This is a genomic window from Megasphaera massiliensis, from assembly GCF_000455225.1.
Taxonomy (GTDB): domain Bacteria; phylum Bacillota; class Negativicutes; order Veillonellales; family Megasphaeraceae; genus Megasphaera; species Megasphaera massiliensis.
Window position 1 is genome coordinate 161,608 of the sequence record NZ_HF954532.1, and the last position, 21,130, is coordinate 182,737.

The 21,130-nt window shown below is 51.3% G+C and carries 16 protein-coding genes; 3 read left to right on the forward strand and 13 right to left on the reverse strand.

Translation table 11 applies throughout. From position 1 onward, the window contains the following. Position 1 precedes the first annotated feature (1 nt). The 4 genes from TX77_RS00880 to glpK all read right to left on the reverse strand — a co-directional run bounded on the left by TX77_RS00880 (position 2) and on the right by glpK (position 5,246). Positions 2 to 1,270, reverse strand: a complete 1,269-nt coding sequence (locus TX77_RS00880; RefSeq protein ID WP_044502934.1) for an NAD(P)/FAD-dependent oxidoreductase — start codon at positions 1,268 to 1,270, stop codon at positions 2 to 4. Beyond that, positions 1,270 to 2,730, reverse strand: coding sequence for an NAD(P)/FAD-dependent oxidoreductase (locus TX77_RS00885; RefSeq protein ID WP_044502935.1), 1,461 nt, complete (start codon positions 2,728 to 2,730; stop codon positions 1,270 to 1,272). The genes TX77_RS00880 and TX77_RS00885 overlap by 1 nt, the downstream gene beginning before the upstream one ends. Before the next feature lie 261 nt (positions 2,731 to 2,991). Beyond that, positions 2,992 to 3,723, reverse strand: a complete 732-nt coding sequence (locus TX77_RS00890) for an MIP/aquaporin family protein (protein WP_071822269.1) — start codon at positions 3,721 to 3,723, stop codon at positions 2,992 to 2,994. Between the two features lie 17 nt (positions 3,724 to 3,740). Continuing rightward, positions 3,741 to 5,246 carry a glycerol kinase GlpK gene (gene glpK, locus TX77_RS00895; RefSeq protein ID WP_044502936.1) on the reverse strand — a complete coding sequence of 502 codons (1,506 nt, stop codon included), beginning with the start codon at positions 5,244 to 5,246 and terminating at the stop codon, positions 3,741 to 3,743. A gap of 314 nt (positions 5,247 to 5,560) precedes the next feature. Between glpK and TX77_RS00900 the strand changes: the two genes are divergently transcribed. Beyond that, complete coding sequence (locus TX77_RS00900; protein WP_044502937.1) at positions 5,561 to 6,499, forward strand: sugar-binding transcriptional regulator; 939 nt, start codon at positions 5,561 to 5,563, stop codon at positions 6,497 to 6,499. A 57-nt stretch (positions 6,500 to 6,556) separates the two neighbouring features. Here the strand turns inward: TX77_RS00900 and TX77_RS00905 are convergent, their stop codons facing one another. The 4 genes from TX77_RS00905 to TX77_RS00920 are packed head-to-tail and all read right to left on the reverse strand — an operon-like array spanning position 6,557 to position 9,949. Then, complete coding sequence (locus TX77_RS00905) at positions 6,557 to 7,960, reverse strand: SGNH/GDSL hydrolase family protein (protein ID WP_044502938.1); 1,404 nt, start codon at positions 7,958 to 7,960, stop codon at positions 6,557 to 6,559. After that, entirely contained in the window at positions 7,953 to 9,188 is a 1,236-nt protein-coding gene (locus TX77_RS00910) for a M48 family metallopeptidase (RefSeq protein ID WP_044502939.1), read from the reverse strand. The genes TX77_RS00905 and TX77_RS00910 overlap by 8 nt, the downstream gene beginning before the upstream one ends. Further along, the gene (locus TX77_RS00915) at positions 9,185 to 9,463 is read right to left on the reverse strand and encodes a GIY-YIG nuclease family protein (RefSeq protein WP_044502940.1); all 279 of its coding nucleotides are present in this window, start codon (positions 9,461 to 9,463) and stop codon (positions 9,185 to 9,187) included. Before TX77_RS00915 ends, TX77_RS00910 begins: the two co-directional genes overlap by 4 nt. A gap of 6 nt (positions 9,464 to 9,469) precedes the next feature. Beyond that, positions 9,470 to 9,949, reverse strand: coding sequence for a peptidylprolyl isomerase (locus tag TX77_RS00920; protein WP_044502941.1), 480 nt, complete (start codon positions 9,947 to 9,949; stop codon positions 9,470 to 9,472). A gap of 264 nt (positions 9,950 to 10,213) precedes the next feature. Here TX77_RS00920 and hcp point away from each other — a divergent pair, with 264 nt between their 5' ends. Further along, positions 10,214 to 11,785 (forward strand): hydroxylamine reductase, encoded by a 1,572-nt coding sequence (gene hcp / locus TX77_RS00925; RefSeq protein ID WP_044502942.1) that lies wholly within the window; start codon positions 10,214 to 10,216, stop codon positions 11,783 to 11,785. A 132-nt stretch (positions 11,786 to 11,917) separates the two neighbouring features. After that, on the forward strand, positions 11,918 to 13,018 hold the full coding sequence (locus tag TX77_RS00930) for a M20/M25/M40 family metallo-hydrolase (protein WP_044502943.1): 1,101 nt from the start codon (positions 11,918 to 11,920) through the stop codon (positions 13,016 to 13,018). A gap of 201 nt (positions 13,019 to 13,219) precedes the next feature. Here the strand turns inward: TX77_RS00930 and TX77_RS00935 are convergent, their stop codons facing one another. From TX77_RS00935 to queC, 5 genes are all read right to left on the reverse strand, one after another. Continuing rightward, positions 13,220 to 14,251, reverse strand: a complete 1,032-nt coding sequence (locus TX77_RS00935; RefSeq protein WP_044502944.1) for a YadA-like family protein — start codon at positions 14,249 to 14,251, stop codon at positions 13,220 to 13,222. Positions 14,252 to 14,714: 463 nt separating this feature from the next. Further along, on the reverse strand, positions 14,715 to 16,136 hold the full coding sequence (locus TX77_RS00940; RefSeq protein ID WP_049917255.1) for a proline-rich domain-containing protein: 1,422 nt from the start codon (positions 16,134 to 16,136) through the stop codon (positions 14,715 to 14,717). Positions 16,137 to 16,426: 290 nt separating this feature from the next. Next, positions 16,427 to 18,178, reverse strand: a complete 1,752-nt coding sequence (gene pyk, locus TX77_RS00945; RefSeq protein WP_044502945.1) for a pyruvate kinase — start codon at positions 18,176 to 18,178, stop codon at positions 16,427 to 16,429. 190 nt (positions 18,179 to 18,368) lie between these two features. Next, on the reverse strand, positions 18,369 to 20,351 hold the full coding sequence (locus TX77_RS00950) for a M13 family metallopeptidase (RefSeq protein ID WP_044502946.1): 1,983 nt from the start codon (positions 20,349 to 20,351) through the stop codon (positions 18,369 to 18,371). 66 nt (positions 20,352 to 20,417) lie between these two features. Beyond that, a complete protein-coding gene (queC, locus tag TX77_RS00955; RefSeq protein WP_044502947.1) occupies positions 20,418 to 21,101 on the reverse strand; it encodes a 7-cyano-7-deazaguanine synthase QueC in 684 nt (227 codons plus the stop codon). Positions 21,102 to 21,130: the final 29 nt, after the last annotated feature.

A 21,130-nucleotide genomic window follows, 5' to 3' on the forward strand; every position in this document is an offset into this window, starting at 1 on the left:
ATTATGCTTCCTCCTTTACGGAAACAGTCCAATCCGCATGATGACCTTTCGCCTTGGCAGCCGGTACGTTGACGGCAATCATTTCACTCGGTTTGGCAACGGGGAGGACTTTCGTCAGCAGCGTATCGTCACCGCTTTTCACGGTAAGGCGAACTTTTTTCATCGGTTTGCGGACACGCATGAAGAGTCGAATCGTTTCCCCTTCAGCCGTAGCGCGGACATGCTGGGGAACGCAGGTTCTGACTTCGTCCACGGCTTCAACGGCGATGTCGGCAATATCTTCCGGAAGCTGTTCCTGAGCCTTCAGGGCGGCATACTTACCGGCGATTTCCGCTTCTTCCGATACGAAGTCGACTAAGTCGTGGACGTGGACGACATTGCCGGCTGCAAAGATGCCGGGGATGCTCGTTTCACGATGCTGGTCGACGATCGGTCCGTTGGTCAAGGGATGCATAGCGATGCCGAGGCCGCGGGACAATTCATTTTCCGGAATGAGGCCGACGGACAACAGCAGGGTATCGCAGTCGATATCGAATTCCGTACCCGGAATCGGTTTCATATGATCGTCGACTTTGGCTGCCGTAATACCGCTGACCCGATCTTTCCCGTGAATAGCCGTAATCGTATGCGACAGATACAGGGGAATATCATAGTCATAGAGGCATTGAACCATGTTTCGAGTAAGACCGTTGGAGAAGGGGCAGATTTCCAAAACGGCCTGCACTTTACATCCTTCCAAGGTCATACGACGAGCCATGATCAAGCCGATATCACCGCTGCCGAGGATGACGATTTTTTTGCCCGGCAAGTAGCCTTCCATATTGACCATACGCTGGGCAGCACCGGCGGTGAAAACGCCGGCCGGACGATAGCCCGGGATGCGGATAGCACCGCGCGTCCGTTCACGGCAGCCCATAGTAAGGATGATGGTCTTGCCCTTTACTTTCATCAGGCCGTGTTCCGGGCTGACGGCGGTAACGGTTTTATCCTGACCGATGTTTAAGACCATCGTATCGACGAGGATTTTGATTTCCGGTTTATCTTTGACCAAATCATAACAGCGCTGGGCATACCCGGGACCGGTCAATTCTTCTTTAAAATGATGGAGACCGAAGCCATTGTGAATACACTGCTGAAGGATGCCGCCGGCTTCACGGTCACGTTCGAGAACGAGGATTTCTTTCGCGCCGTTCTGCCAGGCGCTATATGCAGCAGACAGGCCTGCCGGGCCGCCGCCAACGATGATAATATCATAAAGTTGTTCACCCATTATGCCTTACCTCCGCTTTCTTTATTATAGAACATATAAGAATTACGCATTTCTTTCCGGACTTCCGTAACCGGGATGTTCAATTCACGGGCCAAAATCTGAGTTACACGAGGTCCGCAGAAACCGCCTTGGCAGCGGCCCATGCCGGCACGAGTACGGCGTTTGACACCGTCCACAGTGCGGGCCCCGACCGGACGATGGATGGCATCGACGATTTCGCCTTCCGTAATCGTTTCACAGCGACAGATGACGCGGCCGTAACGAGGATCTTTAGCGATAAGGGCTTTTTGGTCCGCATCGAGCATCATGCGGAAGCAGGGCTGGACCGGACGGCCTTTTTTATAATCGGACTTCGCCGAAGCACCCGTTTCAGATACGATGAGGTCCACCAGCTTTTTGGCAATGGCCGGCGCCGACGTAAGGCCCGGCGACTGGATGCCGGCAGCATGGAGCAGTCCCGTCGTCTTTTCCGAAGGTCCGACGATAAAGTCACCCGTATTGGAAACGGCGCGGACACCGGAAAATTCGGTAATCGTAGCACCGACCGGGATATTGGGGACTAAGCGGCGGGCTTTGTCCAGAATTTCGTCCATGCCGGGAATGGTAACGGCTGTATCATCCTTGTCATCTTCCGGCAGATCCTGGGCGTTAGGCCCTACGAATACGTTGCCGTGCGTCGTAGCACAGACCAGGATGCCCTTGCCCATCTTAGTCGGCGTCGGGAAAATAGGCGAATAAACCAAATCTTTCTGAGCCGTCTTGTCGAAGAGAATATATTCGCCGCGACGCGGTTTAATCGTAAAGCTGTCGTCACCGGCCAGACGGCTGATATCGTCGGCATGAACGCCGGCAGCATTGATGACGTACTTCGTTTCAATCGTGCCTTTATCCGTTTCAACGGCCTTTACGGCACCGTTTTCTACGACGATGTCCGTAACCTTACAGTCACGGATGACTTCGGCACCGTTGATGACGGCATTTTCCGCAAAGGCCAACGCCAAGCCGAAGGGCCAGCAGATGCCGGCTGTCGGGGCAAAGAGAGCCGCTTTGATGTCTTTACTGACATTCGGTTCTTCTTCGCGCATTTCATCGCCGCTGACGATTTTCAAACCGGGAACGCCGTTAGCCTGGCCCCGGGCGAGGAGTTCTTTAAGGACTTCCATCTGTTCATCGTCGAGAGCTGCTACATATGACCCGGACCAACGAATTTCCAAATCTAATTCATCCTTTAATTCATGGTACATCGCATTGCCTTCAACATTCATCAAAGCTTTCATGCTGCCCGTAGGAGCATCGAACCCTGCGTGAAGAATGGCACTATTGCCTTTTGTCGTACCGGCTGCTAATTCCGGTTCCTGTTCAACCAGAACGGCGCGAAGATTATACTTGGATAATTCGTGCAAAATGGCTGTGCCGGTAATACCGCCGCCGATTACGACGACATCTGCTTGTTTTGTCATATTCACAACCTCTTTCTCTGTAAATGCCTTGGAGTACTATCTTTGATGCCCTTATTATATAAGTTCGTGAAAATAATTGCAAGTCTATTTTTACATTTTTTCAATTTAGGGTGATGCTAATTTATCATAGTCAAAAAATAAGCTATGATATATACATTTCTCCTGTTTGAAATTAAGTTCATTTCTATAAGAAATTTTGTAAATTTCTAAAATTATAGGGACCCGTACCGAGTCCCTATAACCGAAATAACCATCATGAAATTAGAATACGTTCAGTGCTGCAGCGACGACGTAGGCAGCGAAGGCACCGACCATCGGAGCGACGACAGGAACCCAGGCATACCCCCAATCGGAACCGCCCTTACCGGCAATCGGCAGGATAGCGTGAGCCAGACGAGGACCGAGATCACGGGCGGGATTCATGGCATACCCTGTAGGACCGCCAAGGCTCATACCCAAAGCCCAGATGAGTACACCTACGATATAGGGCCCGAGGCCGGCAGGAATCTTGCCGACAGCCGGGGAAAAAATCATCCAAATGACGAACATCAAGAAGAAGGACGCGATAAATTCGCAAAGGAAGTTGGCCGGATAGTTGCGGATAGCCGGGGCCGTACAGAAAATGCCGAGCTTCGCAGCCTTGTCTTCCGTTTCAGCCCAATGGGGCAAGTAAGCGAGCCAAACGATAGCCGCACCGAGGCTGCCGCCCAGAATCTGAACGATAGAGGTAACAATAAACTGCGGTACCGAATAGAGGCCGATCATGGTTTTCCCTAAGGTGACGGCAGGATTCAGGTCACCCTGCGGTGCTCCCAAGGTCGTCGCCGTAAAGACGCCGAGCATTACGGCAAAGCCCCATGCCGTCGTAATACAGATCCAGCCGCCGCCCTGGCCTTTCGATTTTGCCAAGGTATTGCAGGCACAGACACCGCCCCCGAAGACGATGAGGACCATCGTTCCGATGAATTCACCAAGTAAGTTATCGTATATCATAGCTATGCACCTCTCTGTCAGTCTTCATCACTCAGCCAATGCATTGCGTGTTTGACCGCTTTGCGCCAGCCTTTATAATAGGCACTTGATTTTTCAGGATCCATCGTCGGTTCAAAACGATTCTGAAGTTTCCAGCTCGAGACCAGATCTTCTTTCGAATCCCAGACGCCGACAGCAAGACCTGCTAAGTAGGCCGCACCGAGAGCCGTCGTTTCAATGACCTGAGGTCGATCGACAGGAACGCCGAGGATATCAGCTTGGAACTGCATGAGCATATTGTTGGCAACGGCGCCGCCATCTACCTTTAAAGCGGCCAATTTAATACCCGAATCGGCTTCCATGGCGCCGAGGACATCTTTCGTCTGATAAGCCATGGAATCGAGGGTTGCCCGGACGATGTGAGACTTCTTCGTGCCCCGCGTAATGCCGATAATGAGACCACGAGCATCCATATCCCAGTACGGAGCGCCAAGGCCGACGAAGGCCGGAACAACATAGACGCCATCCGAATCGGGAACCCGTTTAGCAACCCATTCCGAATCGGGAGCCGTATCGATGAGCCGCAGCCCGTCACGAAGCCACTGAATGGCCGATCCGGCGACGAAGATAGAACCTTCGAGGGCATATTCGACTTTGCCGTCAAGGCCCCAGGCAATGGTCGTAACCAAGCCGTTTTTAGAAGGAATGGGCGTCGTCCCCGTATTCATCAACATAAAGCAGCCCGTCCCATAGGTATTCTTGGCCATGCCCGGTTCAAAACAGGTCTGGCCGAAGAGAGCTGCCTGCTGGTCACCGGCAATGCCGGCAATATTGACCATACCGCCGAGGATCGACGGTTCTGTCCACCCATAAATATCGCTCGACGAGCGAACTTCCGGCAGCATCGATTTCGGAACGGTTAAATATTCAAGGAGCTGGTCATCCCACTTTAGTTCTTTAATGTTGAACATAAGTGTACGCGACGCGTTGGAATAGTCCGTAATGTGAACTTTGCCGCCGGTCAACTTCCAAACAAGCCAGCAGTCGATGGTCCCAAAGAGGAGATCGCCCTTTTCCGCCTTTTCTCTGGCCCCTTCAACATTGTCGAGAATCCATTTTACCTTGGTGCCTGAGAAATAAGCATCGATGACCAGGCCCGTTTTTTCACGGAATTCATCGACCAAGCCGCGAGCTTTCAAGTCTTCACAGATTTCCACCGTCTGACGGGACTGCCAAACGATGGCATTGTACACCGGGTCGCCGGTCTTCTTATCCCAGACGACAGCCGTTTCACGCTGGTTAGTAATCCCGATCGCTGAAATTTCATTGGCCGTCAGATTCGACTGGGCCAAAGCTTCCCGCATAACTTCAAGCATGGTGTGATAGATTTCATTGGCATCGTGTTCAACCCAGCCCGGCTTTGGGAAATACTGGGTAAATTCCTTTTGGCTGACACTGACGATATGCGATTCATTGTCAAAAATAATTGCGCGATTGCTCGTCGTGCCGGCGTCAAGAGCCATTACATACTGCTTGTCCTGCATAATACATTTCTCCTTCCATACATAACATCTGATTTTTCTTTCGCTTATTGCATATAATGCTTTACCTGTTCTCATTATACATCTCTTGCAAATATTTTCAATTATAACTTCACATATTTTCAATTCTTGTATAGTCTTTGTAAAGTCATGTATTTTATGCAAGATATAAGGTATATAAAGGCAGTCTCTTTTTTATTCTACCCTTTTACCTTGCAAAAGGGCCGCTAAAAATGCGATAATAAAGAGAACCTTATTGTACGACTTCTGTTTTGACAACCGTGTTTTTAGAAGCACCATATTGAGGATGAATGCCTATGCAGCACGATAAGAATAAACTGGCCATCAGTGCCGCCAAATTATACTATCAGTCCAATTTCAGCCAAGCTGATATCGCTAAGGAAATGAAATTGTCCCGCCCGTCGGTTTCGAGGCTCCTGCAGTATGCCAAAGACAAAGGCTTTGTACGAATCGAAATCTTCGACCCCATCGAAGACCAGAGCCAGTTGGCTCAAAAGGTAGCTGCAGCCTACGGCCTGCGCGATGTCTGCATCGCCAACGCTCCCATTGAAGATGAAGAAGAAATAAAAAAATACATCGGCCAGCGCAGCGCCGCCTATGTCAATGACATCATTCAAGACGGCGATATCATTGGCGTCGGCTGGGGGACAACGCTGAACAACCTGTCCCATCAACTCATTCCTCACCCCTTAAAGGGCGCCCAAATCGTCCAGCTCGAAGGGGGCATCACCTTATCGACCAGCGAAACCTATGCCAATGAAATCCTGGGGAAATTCGCCAGCAATTACAGTACCATTGCCCAATATCTCCCCCTCCCGGTCTTATTTGATTCTAAGGAAGTCAAGGAAATGGTCTACCGCGACCGCCATATCAAACGCGTCCTCGAGCTCGGCCGCAATGCCAACATCGCCATCTTCAGCGTCGGTACCGTCCGCGACACCGCCCTTTTCTTCCGCCTGGGCTATGCCGATTCACAAGAAAAGAACTATCTAAAAACCCACGCTGTCGGTGACATTTGTTCCCGCTTCTTCGACAAGGACGGAAACATTTCCAGCCAGGAATTGAATGACCGCACCGTCGGAATCGACCTGGATGACCTGCGTCATAAAGAATACAGCATCTTACTTTCCGGCGGCGATGGAAAAATAGCCAGTATCCGAGCAGCCTTAAAAGGCGGCTATGCCAACGTCCTCATTACGGACCAGTTCACCGCAAAAAAATTATTATCAGAATAAAAGAACGCCCTGCCGTACTACGGCAGGGCGTTTTGTCATAAGTAAGAGCTCATCAGCCTATTCCCAAGCACTGTCAGGAAGGGCTGTAATATCATCCCAAGCATTGTTAATGGCTCGGGCCATCAGTTCTTTTCCCGGCGGATCCAGATGAAGTCCGTCTAAGGCCAGCTCGGTCTTGAGTTCGCCGTCTTCATCGGCCATTCCGGGTACGATATCGATGTGAACCTGAGTATCGATATAATCGTTGACCTCGGCAATGGACCGCCGCCAATCGTCGGTCGTATCCTGGTCGAAGGCGGCCTTGATATTTTCCGGGTTGAGAGGCGGAATCGTCAGGAATACCGGTTTTATTCCGTTCTCCAGGGCTTGTTTTTTAATCGACCGGAGATCGCCGATGACTTCCCACGACGGGACACCGGCCCGCAGACTGTTCGAGCCGACGAGAACCAGTACGTACGACGGCTTGAATGGCAGGACATCTTTTTCAAAGCGCTCGGCAGCCATGGCACTCGTATCGCCGCTTTGAGATAAATTAATGGTCGGAAAATTCAAGTACGAAGCGTAGCTGAATTCCCAATCCGTCGGCGAATAGGAAACGCTGCCGCCGCCGTGGCTGATACTGTCGCCGAAAATGGCGACTTCACCGGCTTCGGTCTTGGGACTCAACTCGAAAGGCACGGCATCAGAATAGCCGCCGATGGCCTTCCCATCTTCATCCAAGGCCCGAACGCGCCAATAAAAAGTCTTATCGCCCCAGCGAGCCTTTTGGTCATACTGCTGGGAAAACTCCGGATGGTAGACATCGATGCGGTGGATGGAAGGCCTCGTTCCGTTGGGATTTTCCGGAGCCCCGTCGAGGACTTCTACTTCATAGGACTTGGCACCGGGGACGGCAATCCAATCATACACCGGATAGAGCAGCCATTGACCGGGACCTTGATTAAAAAAAGACAAGGGTATCGGCTTTTCCCTCACCGATTTAAAAATATCGACATAGGTTTCTTCAATATCAGAAAATTCACTGACCGGGCGTCCTTTGAGGTCAAGACCGCGTACCCGCCAGTAAAAGACAGGACCAAAGAAGGTATCGGGCAGCTTCAATTCTAATCCCGTCGTATAGGCCCGCTGATCCTCCATGAACGGCTCATAGGCCGTCGCTCCCGCATCGGAATCACCGTCTTTTTTCAAGATCTGTACATCGTACATCACGGCACCGTCAACGCGGCTCCAGCGAAGGATCGGATGACCGGCGGCCGGATCCGACTGCGGATAGTGCAGGGTAACTCGGGGCTTTTCCTGAAGGACCGGCAGCTCTTCATTATCGGTCATGGCTCTCTGCCGAGCTTGTTCCAAAATCATATCCACTCCCCGGGAATGCATCGATTGACGAGCTCCGGCAAAGATACCGACACCCAGAGTCAAGGCCATGAGGGCCACGACGCAGGCAATCTGCTTATGCATCTTTATCCTTCTTTACTTGATTTTCCTTGGCTGCAGCCTTTTCTTTCGTAGCTTTATACCCGTACTTCTGTGTCCATTCTTTATCTTTCTGCTGAATATCGCCCTTGCTCAGCATCGCCGCTTTGCTGTCAGCGGCTCGCTGCAAATTACCGGCAATACTCGTAACGCTGTCACCGGCAGCTCCGGTCATGATATACTGGCCGTTCAGATAGAGTTCATCGCCCCGGGTACTGATGTTCCAGGACGGATCTTTTTTATTGATGGTTTCCGTCAGCACTTTATTGTCTTTTGGCGCTTCGCCATAGACGTCGTGGAAGGACCGTGCCAAATTACCGGCTACGAGGAAGGCCCGGCGGCGCGACGAATAATCGCCCATAGCAGCCGGCGTCACGACAGGCTGAGCATTGACATAGACCGTATTGCCGCCGACTTGGACGTGGTTTCCTGACCACTGGCTCATGCGGCCGGCCAATTTTTGAATACGGCTCGACATCTGGGGATGGTTATTCGGGCTGATGACTCGTTTAAAACCTTCCTGCCATAAATCACCGTACTGTTCGTAAACGTACTGCATGGACGAAGCTGCCCCACCGACATTATAAGCCGTGTTCTTGATGATGTTGAAACCCGTTTCATCGGCCTGTTTTTCTTGGTCCATGGTAACGACTTCATTATCGATATAGTTGACAGCTACACTGCCAAGCAGTATATCGAGGACGTTGGCGTTGCCGCCGAGGGCTACGTCGACCAAGGTTGCAATGCCGATACTCTTCAAGACGCCGTTTACGGCATGACGCTTTTCACCGTGCTGCATTTCATGGCTGAGGGTAAAGGCCAGTTCATCATCATTTAAGGCCTCGACCATCCCGCGGTTAATCGAAATAACGCCGCCGACCGTTTCAAAAGCATTGAGTTCCTTCGAAGGATTGACGTATACGTCGTAATTTCGCTTAACGAGTCCCGTCGCCACGAGGTTGCGCTGAATCGTTTCTACTCTCCGGCTGTAGGCTTCGTCGTCAAGAACGCCGGTCTTCGCCTGGGTACTGGCCAGCATCTGTTTCTGATTCTGATCATCCATTTTCATCAGCTGCTGACGGGCCATAGCCATGGAAGCCGCTCCATAAAGCAGGATCTGAGCTGCCGAGGCAGCAGAAACAGCGGCTACCGGAGCCACACAGAGGGTAAATCCGGCCACCATCGTCGTCAGCCATTTTTTCCATCGATTCATAGTGAGTCATCTCCCTTAGGACAAACCGAAAGCTGGTCACGGCAGAGCTGCTCTTTTTTGTCTTTCGACCACTGCTTGATTTCCCATTCCCAATGCATAGCTTCGTGTTTTGTAGGAAAACCCTGGCACCAGGCCAGGGTCACAGGTCGACGGGAACGGGTATACTTAGCCCCTCTGCCATCATTGTGCGCGGCCACCCGTTTAGATACATCGAGGGTCCAGCCGGTGTATAACGACTGGTCGGCACAGCGCACCATATACGTATAATAAATCATGAAGCCTTACGCTTCAGTCGTGATTTCAACGGTATTCAAAACGACATCTTCGAGGGGTTTATCGGCGAAGTCCGTCTGAACGCCGCTGATTTTTTCGACAACATCATAATTCTTAACGACTTTGCCGAAGATAGAATGATGATTCTGGAGCCACGGCGTCGGTACGACGGTGACGAAGAACTGAGAGCTTCCCGTGTTGGGGCCGGCATTGGCCATAGCTAAGATACCGGGCTGGCTGAAATCGAGGCCTTCGCCGAATTCATCGGGAATGGTCTGTTTCGAGCCGCCGCGGCCGGTACCGGTCGGGTCGCCGCCTTGAATCATGAAGTCGGCAATGATGCGATGGAAAATCGTTCCATCGTAAAATCCGTCCTTGGCCAAGGTTACAAAATTTTCAACGGTAATCGGTGCTTTTTCTGCAAAGAGCTCTACCGTAAAGTCGCCGTTATTCGTTTTAAACACAGCATAGGTTTTATTATCTGACATCGTGAATTCCTCCTATTTACATATCTGTCGAATCTATTATAATATAGATTATATACATCTATATTACCGTAGAAAACCTCATTTCGCAAGCATCGTTTTCGTTTCCAAAAGGAAAGATAATTTTCATTTTGTTGTAAATGCAACGGAAATCCACATCGACTCCTGCTATACTCTACGTATACTCGATAAGAGCTGAAGACATACTAGATAACTTACGTATTCATTCATTTTTTATTGTGATAAAGATAGAGGAGGTTTTTTTCAATGACAAAAGAACAACAGATGTTTTGCTTCCAGTGTGAACAGACCGCTTTCGGTACAGGCTGTACGGGTGGTGCCGGTGTCTGTGGAAAATCATCGGCTGAAGCCGGTCTCCAGGACAAATTGACCGGCGCTCTAATCGGTCTCGCCCGTACCTGTCAGACCGCCGTTCCGACGGCGCAGACCTACCGGGTCATTCTCGAAGGCCTGTTCACGACCGTTACCAACGTCAACTTCAACACCGAAACGACGCAGGTTATGATCGACAAAGTCCATGCTGAATCGGCCTCTCTTTCGGATTCCCCGGCTGACGACTACGACATGAGCGGCCTGTGGAATGCCGATGAAGACATTCGCTCCTTGAAATCACTCATTCTCTTCGGCATGCGCGGCATGGCAGCCTACGCCTATCATGCCCTGATGCTCGGCAAATCCAGTGACGAACTGGGCGCCTTCTTCATCAAAGGCCTTTCGGCCCTGAGCGAAGACTGGGGCATGGACGAACTGCTTCCTATCGTCATGGAAACAGGTAAAGTCAACCTGACCTGCATGGCCCTCCTCGACGAAGCCAACACCTCGACGTACGGCACACCGGTTCCGACGACGGTTCCCTTGACCATCGAAAAAGGCCCGTTCATCGTCGTTACCGGCCACGACCTTAAAGATATGGAACGCCTCCTCCAGCAGACAGAAGGCAAAGGCATCAACGTCTACACCCACGGCGAAATGCTCCCGTCCCATGCATATCCGGAACTGAAAAAATACAAACACCTCAAAGGCAACTTCGGCACGGCTTGGCAGAACCAGCAGAAAGAATTCGACGGCGTCCCCGGCGCCTTCCTGTTCACGACGAACTGCCTCATGCCCCCCAAGAAATCCTACATCGACCGCGTCTTCACGACGGAAGTCGTCTCCTTTGACGGCGTAACCCATATCGGCGAAGACAAGGACTTCACGCCGGTCATTGAAAAAGCCTTGGAACTCGGCGGCTATAAAGAAGAACAGCACTTCACCGGCATCAACGGCGGTACGACGGTTACGACGGGCTTCGGCCATGGCACGGTTCTGTCCGTTGCCGACAAAGTCATCGAAGCCGTCAAAGCCGGCGCCATCAAACACTTCTTCCTCGTCGGCGGCTGCGACGGCGCTCGCCCGGGCCGTAACTACTACACCGACTTCGTTCAGCAGACCCCGGCCGATACCGTCATCCTGACCCTGGCCTGCGGCAAATACCGCTTCAACGACCTCGATCTCGGCACCATCGGCGGCTTGCCGCGCATCATGGATATGGGCCAGTGCAACGACGCATACAGCGCTATCCAGGTCGCCGTCGCCTTGGCGAAAGCCTTTGACTGCGGCGTCAACGACCTGCCCTTGACCTTGGTCCTCTCGTGGTACGAACAGAAAGCCGTCTGCATCCTCTTGACCCTCCTCTACTTAGGCCTGAAAAACATCTACCTCGGCCCGACACTTCCGGCCTTCCTCTCGCCGAACGTCCTCAACTACTTAGTTGAAAACTTCAACATCTCCCCGACGACGACGCCGGAAGCCGATTTGAAAAAAATCTTAGGATAATATACACCAAGGCCCTGTCCCATGCGGACAGGGCCTTTTTGCGTCTACCTTATGGAAAATACAGGAATACGAAAAATCATCATTCCCATAGATATGGTATAATAAGGAAAATTCTTACGGGAGATGACATTCATGAACGACATCATTGAAACCTATGTACGCCGGAACCAAGACCAGTGGCTGGAGCTCCTCAAAACGATTATTTCCATCCCGTCGCCGACGGGCCGGGAACAAGTCAAAGGCAAATGGATCTTACAGTACCTCCACAGTCTGGGCGCCGACGGAGCCTACCGTGATGACAGCGGCAACATCCTCTATCCCTGCCGGCTGAAAAAGGGCCAAAAAGCAGCCTTGTATACGGCCCACATGGATACGGTCTTTGAAAAGTTGTCCGAGATACCGATTCACCAATCAAAAAATATCTTGTCGGCCCCGTCATGCAGTGACAACAGCGCCAGCATTGCCGGCCTGTTATTCATCATCAAGATGATTTTCGACTTAAAGCTGACACCGCCTCAGGGTATCCTCTTCGCCTTTGACGTCGGCGAAGAAGGCTTGGGCAATCTCAAGGGCATTCGCCAAATCATGACCGACTGGGCCGGCCGCATTTCTGAAGTCGTCGCCGTCGACTGCACCTTCGACACCTTCGTCGCCACGGCCGTCGGCTCCCGGCGCTATGAGGTCACCATCGAAACGCCGGGCGGCCACAGCTGGATGGGCTTTGGAAACGCCAATGCCATCGCCGCGGCCGCATCCGTCATCGATTCGCTTTACAGCCTCTCGCTCCCGGCAGAACCCAAGACGACTTATAACGTCGGCACCATCAGCGGCGGCACGACGGTCAATTCCATTGCCGCAAAGGTTCGCTTCACCGTCGATCTTCGTTCGGAAGACGGAACGTCTCTTGACAGCCTCGACAAGGCCTTCCACGCCCTCTTAGAAAAGCCGTCCCGTGATGTTCGCATTTCCTTAAAAAGCATCGGCGAACGGCCGTGCAGTCAAGTCGACCAGAATCCCCTCGTCCGGAGGATTACGGCCATCCGTAAACAGCAGGGCCTGACCACAACCTGCATTGCCGGAAGTACCGATGCCAATATTCCCCTGAGTCAGGGGATCCCGGCCATTTCCTTCGGCTTCTGCCGCAGTCGCCGTGAACACACCTTAGAAGAGTCCCTCGATCTCGATACCTTCCTGCCGGGGATGATGCAGATGCTGGCCTTTATGGGCCTATAACAAAGAAGTGCTCTCAAGGCCCTGACCATCGTAGAAAACTGCTGAAGGCAATCGCAAAGAAAACGCAGATTCACTCAAGATGCATGAGCTAGATGACGCCGCCATCGTTAACAAGGAACAAAAAGCCTGCCGTTCAAACGGCAGGCTTTTGGCATTCGTCTCAATATCGTTGTCAAATAATTATTTCATCCGCGATCTGCATTACTTTATGTTCAATTTATTCTTTAAGTCTTGATTTTCTGCTTCCAACTTGTCAACTTTTCGGCTCAAGGCGTCTAAGCGCTGCAAGACTTCATCAGAGGTACGGATATCGACGGATGTATTTTTTTCGGCTTTCGGGCCGACGCGGAAAGTGACGCCTACGTTACCGGCGGTCTTATGGTCACCATCAAAAGAAGTGGCAGCTCCGAAGGAAAACAGGAGATCCGGATTAGCGTGGTAGAAGCCGCCTAAGGCCATGGCTTGTTTCCCGTCATAGGCACCGCCGGCAGCAGAGATTTCAAAGCCCTTATCGGACTGGAGCGGGTGCAGCCCGGCAAGAGCTGCCGAGACAGCGCCGACCTGATCAATTTCCGTCCCTAAAGAGCGAATATTTTGATGAAGGGAGGCGGAAGCCGACTGGAGCTGGCCTACGGTAGCAGCATCAGTGGCAGCCGTCCCATCGGCAACGTGCGTAATTCGCCGCGTCAAAAGGTCAGATCCGACAGAAACCGTATTTTCTTCATCAGCTACGCTGTTAGCACCGAGAGCGACACTGTTCTTGGCCGAAGTCTGGCTGGCATAGCCCAAGGCCAATCCATTTTCAGCCGCTCTGATGACCTCGGCTTTATATCCAAGCGCGGCTGACTGGACTCCGTTAGCCTTGGCATAAGCCCCGATAGCCGTACCGGTCTTCGACGCATACGTATCTAAGCCGAAATCACTGCGGGCATTGTGAACAACGACGCGGGCCACATCATAATCGCCTTTAAGGTTAGCTGCGTGATTTCCCTTCCCCGTAGCTTCATCCATCCCATAAGGATTATCTTCAGCTGAAGTTTTCGATGTAACCAAGACAGACGCCCCGGCTCGAGCATCGACGCGAGCCGTGTCGGCCGTCGCCCCTTCATGTGTCTGCGTCGAATCACCGACATTAAGAAAAGAACCGTCCCCTACGTAATCCGCTGCGAAAACCATGCTCCCTGTCATAGCTGCAATAACCATGGCTGTACTTATTGCTTTTACCGTCTTCATTCCGCCACATCTCCCATAAATTATAGTATATTTTAAAAATTCCTTTCTTAATATATCACAAACGATACTGTATATCAATACCATTTTACATTTTTTGTTATTACTTTCACATTGTATTTTATGGAGAAATGGGAGAAAGATAGGTGCTAGCGGTACGCAGCAAACTACCGACAGCCATAATTAGGGAAACTTTTCCCGTATGGCCGGCCATTATCGACTATCATAACGATACGTCGATTCGTTTCCTGGCGGTGATGCCGGCGTAGAAGAAAAAAGATTTCTCTCGCATCCGGCAAAATAAAAAGGGTATAAAGGTTGCCCTTTATGCCCTTTTATCGAGAGTATATTTCAATATTTACAAAAAACTTCAACTATTTTTTTACATGACTGCCAAGATCGCATTTAGAAGAGAGTCCCGCAAGACCTTCTTATGAAAAGTCTGCCGTAAAAAGCCTAACCGGGACTATAAAGGCTTTACCTTACCGCCGTCGTCCAGTTTTACCGTCTGTCCCTTAAGCCAGGCATTGGCCTTGTTGCTCTTATCGTAATAAATCGTGTAGCCGTTGCTGTGAATGTTGCCAAGTGTCGTATCCTCGTCCGTCAAAGCTGCGACGTAGGAGTCGCCGGTCACGTTCCAAATCGACGAGGCATCGAGAGAAAGGCTGGCCGATTTAGCCGTGTGCTTTGGATTCATAGCCCCGCTCCACTTCGAGCCGTCTGTCAAGCTGACGGAAACAGTACTGATTTTATTGGCGATGACGTCACCGCTGAGAGTTTGTTTGGCTGCCGTAAATTCAAAGTCACCGCCGTTTGAACCTTCCGTTCCCCAGCGGTCGCTGGCGACTTCGATGAGATTCTTGTTCTTCGGCGATTCAATGACCGTATTGGTCAGGCTGGCAACGGCCTTCGTATTGGTGATGTAGAACATAGCTCCGTCAGAATAGTTGCGAAGGGTCGAATTTTTAGCCGTAAAAGAAGCTGTCCCCGTCCCGGCATCGCCGGAAAAGCTCTGGTAGAGCATGACACCGTGGTTCTTATATCCGGTGAGGGTCGAATCTTCTATGAAGATGGAATTCTTTCCTTCGACGCAGGCGATTTCACTGCCTTTGGCGACACCATGGCTCTTCGTGAGAACGATGTTGCCCGTCGAATAGATGACCGGACTGCCTTCCCCGCTCGTCGAAAGGGTACTGCCCGTGGCGTAGACATTGCCTTCACCCCGGTCGGTCGCCAAGGCCGCGCAGTGAGCCCCTGCCGTCGTAATATCTACGTTTTCACCGTGAATCGTACCGCCGTACGTCGCGTCGAGGCCGCGGGACGAATTGCCTTTGGTATTAATCTTAACGTCTTTAACAGTGACGACTGCATTTTTTCCCGTCGCAAAGACGGCATTGGCCCCTTCGGCATCAGAAGTGACCGTAGAGTCGGTAAGGGACGCCGTACTGTTCGAAACGAGGAGGACGGCATTCTGACCGTTAAAATTACTGCCATCTTCACTGGTCGTATGTCCCGTCTTGGAAAGGCGAACCTGCTTCAGGGTCACGTCAGCGCCTTGTTCTGCCAGGACGGAATTTTCATCGGCCTCATCAGCCGTGATATCCTGATTGACCAGAAGCGCCTCTTTGCCCGTAATCCGCTGCGCAGCGGTAAATTCCGACAAGGATTTTCCCTGCTGTCCCTGAGGCGGCATGCCTTGGGGCGGCATCCCCTGTGGCGGCATCCCTTGTGGAGGCATGCCCTGCGGCGGCATCCCTTGTGGAGGCATGCCCTGCGGCATCGCCCCGTCCGAAAACGGTACATCCAAGGCCGATACGACACCAAATCCTAAAGACATAGACAGGCAGACAGCAGCTGCCAGTTTGGCCATATTCTTCGTCATTTTCATAACCATCATCCTTTCTTGTTTTACCCGATTATATACCTCGTCGATAACACCGAAGTAATGGCCCGTGCACAATACAGTCACAATATAAAAGCAGCCGCAGTGAAGATATGGCAATTTTTTTCACGTCCCAAAACAATATCCTTAGCCCATTTCCTCACCGGTAGTGACATAACAATCACGAAATTAAACCCAAAAACAGTCTTTAACGCAAAACTCCCTCCATAAATCAGGCCTTATAAGGCAGACTCACGGAGGGAGTTTTTAATCATTCACGAAGTATTCTTTATGATTTATCGAGCGTTCGCTGCGCCTCGGAAAATCGTGCCGCGGCTGGCGTCAACGGTGACGACTTCGCCGTTATTCAAGGTATCCGCAGCATGTTCTGCACCGACGACGGTCGGAATGCCGAGAGTGATGGCAACGATGGCCGATTCACTGGTAAGGCCTGCTTCTTCAGATACGATAGCGCTGGCGCGTTTCATATATTCTACAAAGTCAGCACGAGCGGCGCGGAGAACCAGGATGCAGCCGTCCGTGAAGTTCTTCTTCAGGTCTTCCAGAGATTCGGCAACGCAAACTTTACCGATAGCCGAGTTGCGGCCAATGCCGGTACCGCGAAGGAGGACGTCGCCGACAACCTGAACGCGGATCATGTTGGTCGAACCGGCTTTCGCAACAGGGACACCGGCCGTCAAGACGACGAGATCACCGGCTTTGATGAGGTCGTTATCGAGGGCTGCAAAGATAGCATTGTCGACGACAGCATCAGAGTCAACGGCTTCTTTCCCGTTAATGGCCTGAACGCCCCAGTTGAGCTGTAAGCGGCGAACGATGGCTTCGTGCGGAGATACGGCAACGATGGGGCAGTCCGGACGGAATTTAGAAATCATCTGGGCTGTGCCGCCGCGTTCGGTCGAAGCGATGATAGCTGCAGCATGGAGGTCTTTGGCAATCTTAACGACGGCTTTGCCGATGGATTCGGTCGTCGTAGCCGATTCACAATCGTCATCTTCAAAAGGTCTCGACGTAAAGTTGCTTTCCGTAAAGGTAGCGACGCGAGCCATGGTTTCAACGGCTTCTACCGGATAGAGACCGCCGGCCGTTTCGCCGCTGAGCATGATGGCATCGGTGCCGTCGATGATGGCATTGGCAACGTCACTCGTTTCAGCACGAGTCGGACGAGGGTTGTTGCACATCGATTCCAACATCTGAGTTGCCGTGATGACCGGTTCACCGGCTTCATGGCATTTGCGGATGAGGACTTTCTGGAGCATCGGGACTTCTTCTGCCGGTACTTCGACACCAAGGTCACCACGGGCGACCATGATGCCGTCGCTCATCTTAATGATTTCATCAATATTATTGACAGCAGCCTGACATTCGATCTTAGAAATGATCTTCATTTCGCTGTTGTGCTTTTCAAGCAGTTTGCGGATGGTAAGGACGTCTTTGCCGCGCTGAATGAAGGAAGCCGCAATGAGGTCCATATTCATACGGCAGCCAAATTCAATATCGGCAGCATCCGTTTCAGAGACAGCCGGAAGGTTGATGGCGATACCCGGTACGGCAACGCGCTTACGGTCGCTCATCTTACCGCTGTTGAGGATTTTCGTATGAATATCTTCGCCTTCGACGCTGACGACTTCGAGGTTTACCAAACCGTCGGATAAGAGGATATGGTCGCCGGCCTTAACGTCCTGGGGCAATTCTTTATAGTTCATAGAAGCAATCGTTTCGTCGCCTTCTACGTCACGAGCGGTCAAGGTAAATTCATTGCCGGCTTCCATCATGATCGAGCCGTTTTTGAATTTGCCCAAACGGATTTCCGGGCCTTTCGTGTCGAGGAGCAGTGCTACGGGGATTCCCAATTTTTTGGAAGCAGCTCGAACCATGTCGATGCGCTGTTTATGTTCTTCATGAGACCCGTGGGAGAAGTTAAAACGGGCAACGTTCATGCCGGCTTTAATCATCTTTTCAATAATTTCCGGAGTATTAGAACTGGGGCCTAAAGTGCAGACGATCTGGTTTTTTTTAGCATACAGATATCTCCTTTTCTACTCACATAGACGTAACGATTTACGTTTCTGTTCCCAGTGGTACGATTTTTGTCCCACCAGTGCAATATACGGCTATTGCTCACTTGCGATTGTACCGTATTCCCCCAAATATTGCAAGATAAAAAGAGGGGAGACTTTATAAATTCCCCCTCTTTTTGTTATCTTTTTGTTAGAATTACCAAAGGTGAACCCGCTGCTGCGGAGCCACGTACATTCCATCTCCCGATGTGATTCCATAGGCTTTATAAAAGCCGTCCGTCGCCGATAAGGCACCGTTGACACGAGCTTCACCAATTGGATGGGGATCGTTCTGAATCAAGTAGAGCAGCATTTGATCGGTCATCTTAGTTGCAAAAATAGCCGCAAAGGAATGGTAGATATCGCGCAGAACGGTTTCATCGCCCTTGGCAAGCTCCGTTGCAACCGACAGGCCGCCGCAGTCGGCAATAGCTTCATTACTGACCAACTTCCCATTTTCATGGAGACCCTTGCCGACGGTATAGTTATCGTAATAAGGACCAAAAGCAGCAGACAGTTTCTGAAAGGCCTCGGCATCCTTTTTCGTCCACCAGTTTTTTAATCGTCCTTCACTGTCATACTTACTGCCATTGGGATCAAAGGCATGAGAGATTTCATGGCCGATGACGACGCCGATGCCGCCGAGATTGGCACCGCGCGAAGCCTTAGCATCATAGAACGGAGCCTGGAGGATTCCGGCCGGAATGGTGATGCTGTTGTTTTCGGGAATATAGGCGGCGTTGACGTCCTGAGGGGCAAAAGCATACCACTTGTCGGGATTGAAATTCGTTCCCAGAAGAGCATGGACTTGCTGCCGTTCTAAGACGCTGTTATGCATGATATTGGTCAGTAAGTCACCGCCGTCTTGAGGCGCAATGACGTCGGGCATGCTTTCAATGATCGGTTTGTCATCGTCTGCCGGACCCCCTACGAAGACGCGCAGACTGTTCAGTTTTTCAATGGCCTTGTCCCTCGTTTTGGGACTGAGCCAGTCGTTGGCCTCAAGGCGCAGTTTGTAGACGTCCCTAATTTCCCGGATCATGTCCTTGACATCGTCCACGACCGCCGCCGTACTGTGATTTTTCATATAAATCTGACCGACCTCATAGGACAGCAAGAATTGGACCATACGGCTGGCGCCTTCCTTGTCGGTATGGGCTTTGGCAATGCCGAAACGCTGGCGCAAATAGTCACGCTGAAGGTCGCGCAGTTTGATATGAGCCATAGGGGCAAAGCCGTTATATACCTGGTAAACGGCATAACTCTTTAAGAGGTCTAAATTATCGGCCGTATAGAGCGCATCGAAGTGCTGTAAATAATCGGGATTTGACAGGAAAAACTGTTTTTCTTTTGTCAAATCAAGGCCGGCCAATATCGTTTGAGCCCCCATATGGGGCATGAGTTTTTTTAGCTCACCTTGCGATACGAGCCGATTTTGGACGGTCACGTCATTTCGCTGTTCACTGGTCAAGAGATGGGGCCCCAGTTTTTGTTCCATGGCAAAAATAGCTTCGCTGTGGGCTGCCGCCTTATCCGACGTTTCTCCGGCCTCTTCCAAAACGTGGGCAACGTAATCACGATACGCCTTCCAGGCGCCGGGTTGAGGTTCTTTTTCCAATTCATCTCGCGTAAAAGACGGCTCGGTCACAAGGATTCGGGGAATATAGCGCAGACCGGTTGGAATGCGGTCTGGCATATAGTCGATAAAGACACCGGCCCCTGTCTTTTCACTCACCTTCTGAAGGGCCTTGGTCAACTCGGTCAGATTCCTTGCCTCTTTGATGGGTTCCGTCAAAGCCTTCAGCTTCCCCGGAGCCGTTTCATTTCGTTTTTCATTATCCAAGGCGCTGACATAGAGGTCGGCGATTTTCTGTTCTGGAGAGCCTTTCGGATAGGTTCCCTGTTTTTCCGCAATGGCTTCCACCTCTTTCCTTAAGGCCTTTTTATTTTCTAAGGAGCGTTCCGAAAACCACGACCACGAGGCCTCTGTCGGCTCGATTTTCTTTTCCTGTAAGACGCCGTGATTGACAGCCTGATAAAAATTATCCTTCTCTGAGACATCCGCAGCATAGACCGCACCGAAGCCCATGAGACTCATCAAGATGATCGCGGCGAGCTGCCGTTTTATACTGCCTTTCATAAGTGCACCATCCTCTCCAAGATTCAAGGCTCTCCTTTGAGAGCTGCTTTTTGCCACCACCAAAACTTACTGCAGTGCCGGATCCGCAACGCCGTTGGCGGCAAAGGCCGCCGCCCGATCACGACAGGTTCCGCAAACACCGCACGGTTTATCGCCGCCTTCGTAGCAGCTCCAGGTCAGTTCATAGGGGGCACCCAAACGAAGCCCTTCTTTCACGACGCCGGCCTTATTCAAGGACAGGAGGGGGGCTTCTAAATGGCAGGTCCTTCCTGATCCTTCATAAATAGCCGTATTCATAGCCGTTTCAAATTCCGGAGTACAGTCAGGATAAGCCCGTCCGGCCGCATCGTCGGCATGGGCTCCGTAATAGATCACTTCGGCGCCGACACTGACGGCAATGGCTGCGGCAAAAGACAAAAACAATCCGTTTCTAAAAGGGACATACGTATCGACCGTCCCTTCTCCTCCCTTTTCTGCCAATTGGTCGGCGTAGGATTCCGCGGCGATTTTCTTGCGACTGCCTTGTAAGAGCGAACTGTCGCTTAAAGAAAAGGCTTGGGATAAATCGACTTCTCGATGAGCGACGCCGTAATGAGCCGCAACGTTTCTGGCCGATTCCAATTCCTTGGCGTGCTTCTGTCCGTAATAGGACGTCAGCGCTAAGACGTCTTCTTTCTTATATTTTTCTAAGGCCATGGCCAGACACGTCGTCGAGTCGACGCCGCCGCTGAGCAATACAACACATTTCATAAAAAGCCTCCTAATGGATAATTAAGTTT

Excerpts from the sequence above, each read along its gene's own strand:
- TX77_RS00880 (WP_044502934.1), bottom strand. The coding sequence starts at position 1,270 with ATGGGTGAACAACTTTATGATATTATCATCGTTGGCGGCGGCCCGGCA.
- TX77_RS00935 (WP_044502944.1), bottom strand. The coding sequence starts at position 14,251 with ATGAAGACGGTAAAAGCAATAAGTACAGCCATGGTTATTGCAGCTATG.
- TX77_RS00890 (WP_071822269.1), bottom strand. The coding sequence starts at position 3,723 with ATGATATACGATAACTTACTTGGTGAATTCATCGGAACGATGGTCCTC.
- glpK (WP_044502936.1), bottom strand. The coding sequence starts at position 5,246 with ATGCAGGACAAGCAGTATGTAATGGCTCTTGACGCCGGCACGACGAGC.
- TX77_RS00940 (WP_049917255.1), bottom strand. The coding sequence starts at position 16,136 with ATGAAAATGACGAAGAATATGGCCAAACTGGCAGCTGCTGTCTGCCTG.
- TX77_RS00900 (WP_044502937.1), top strand. The coding sequence starts at position 5,561 with ATGCAGCACGATAAGAATAAACTGGCCATCAGTGCCGCCAAATTATAC.
- queC (WP_044502947.1), bottom strand. The coding sequence starts at position 21,101 with ATGAAATGTGTTGTATTGCTCAGCGGCGGCGTCGACTCGACGACGTGT.
- hcp (WP_044502942.1), top strand. The coding sequence starts at position 10,214 with ATGACAAAAGAACAACAGATGTTTTGCTTCCAGTGTGAACAGACCGCT.
- TX77_RS00910 (WP_044502939.1), bottom strand. The coding sequence starts at position 9,188 with ATGAATCGATGGAAAAAATGGCTGACGACGATGGTGGCCGGATTTACC.
- TX77_RS00905 (WP_044502938.1), bottom strand. The coding sequence starts at position 7,960 with ATGCATAAGCAGATTGCCTGCGTCGTGGCCCTCATGGCCTTGACTCTG.
- TX77_RS00885 (WP_044502935.1), bottom strand. The coding sequence starts at position 2,730 with ATGACAAAACAAGCAGATGTCGTCGTAATCGGCGGCGGTATTACCGGC.
- TX77_RS00915 (WP_044502940.1), bottom strand. The coding sequence starts at position 9,463 with ATGATTTATTATACGTATATGGTGCGCTGTGCCGACCAGTCGTTATAC.
- TX77_RS00950 (WP_044502946.1), bottom strand. The coding sequence starts at position 20,351 with ATGAAAGGCAGTATAAAACGGCAGCTCGCCGCGATCATCTTGATGAGT.
- TX77_RS00920 (WP_044502941.1), bottom strand. The coding sequence starts at position 9,949 with ATGTCAGATAATAAAACCTATGCTGTGTTTAAAACGAATAACGGCGAC.
- TX77_RS00930 (WP_044502943.1), top strand. The coding sequence starts at position 11,918 with ATGAACGACATCATTGAAACCTATGTACGCCGGAACCAAGACCAGTGG.